This is a genomic window from Vibrio sp. 1562 (genome assembly GCF_033340155.1).
Lineage (GTDB): Bacteria > Pseudomonadota > Gammaproteobacteria > Enterobacterales > Vibrionaceae > Vibrio > Vibrio alginolyticus.
The window spans coordinates 1-1,190 of the sequence record NZ_JAWOVY010000100.1; the positions used below are offsets into that span (position 1 = coordinate 1).

General features: G+C 47.3%; 1 protein-coding gene. It reads left to right on the forward strand.

What is annotated here, in order from left to right; all coding sequences use genetic code 11:
- Nucleotides 1-1,184, forward strand: a 1,184-nt coding sequence (tuf, locus tag R7Z49_RS23455) for an elongation factor Tu (RefSeq protein WP_017822038.1), incomplete at its 5' end; no start/stop codon positions are given.
- Between the last annotated feature and the right edge of the window lie 6 nt (nt 1,185-1,190).

Sequence of the window (1,190 nt, forward strand, 5' to 3'; positions counted from 1 at the left end):
TGTCTAAAGAAAAATTTGAACGTACGAAACCGCACGTTAACGTTGGTACTATCGGCCACGTTGACCACGGTAAAACAACTCTAACTGCAGCTATCTGTACTACTCTTGCTAAAGTTTACGGCGGTGTAGCTAAAGACTTCGCATCTATCGATAACGCTCCAGAAGAGCGTGAGCGCGGTATCACAATCGCAACTTCTCACGTTGAGTACGACACTCCATCACGCCACTACGCACACGTTGACTGTCCAGGACACGCTGACTATGTTAAAAACATGATCACTGGTGCTGCACAGATGGACGGTGGTATCCTAGTTGTTGCTGCGACAGATGGCCCAATGCCACAAACTCGTGAGCACATCCTACTAGGCCGTCAGGTTGGTATCCCATACATCATCGTATTCATGAACAAATGTGACATGGTTGACGATGAAGAGCTACTAGAACTAGTAGAAATGGAAGTTCGTGAACTTCTATCTGAATACGATTTCCCAGGTGATGACCTACCAGTTATCCAAGGTTCTGCACTAGGCGCACTAAACGGCGAAGAGCAGTGGGAAGCGAAAATCGTTGAACTAGCAGAAGCTCTAGATACTTACATCCCTGAGCCAGAGCGTGCGGTAGATCAGCCATTCCTAATGCCTATCGAAGACGTATTCTCAATCCAAGGTCGTGGTACAGTAGTAACTGGCCGTATCGAGCGTGGTATCCTAACTGTAGGTGACGAAGTTGCTATCGTAGGTATCAAAGACACTACTACAACTACATGTACTGGTGTTGAGATGTTCCGTAAGCTTCTAGACGAAGGCCGTGCAGGTGAGAACGTTGGTGCACTTCTACGTGGTACTAAGCGTGACGAAGTTGAACGTGGTCAAGTACTAGCTAAGCCTGGTTCAATCACTCCACACACTAAGTTCGAATCAGAAGTATACGTACTGTCTAAAGATGAAGGTGGTCGTCACACTCCATTCTTCAAAGGCTACCGTCCACAGTTCTACTTCCGTACAACTGACGTAACTGGTGACATCCAGCTACCAGACGGCGTAGAAATGGTAATGCCAGGCGACAACGTACAGATGACTGTAGAGCTAATCGCACCAATCGCAATGGACGAAGGTCTACGTTTCGCGATCCGTGAAGGTGGCCGTACAGTAGGTGCTGGTGTTGTTGCTAAGATCTTCGACTAATTCATA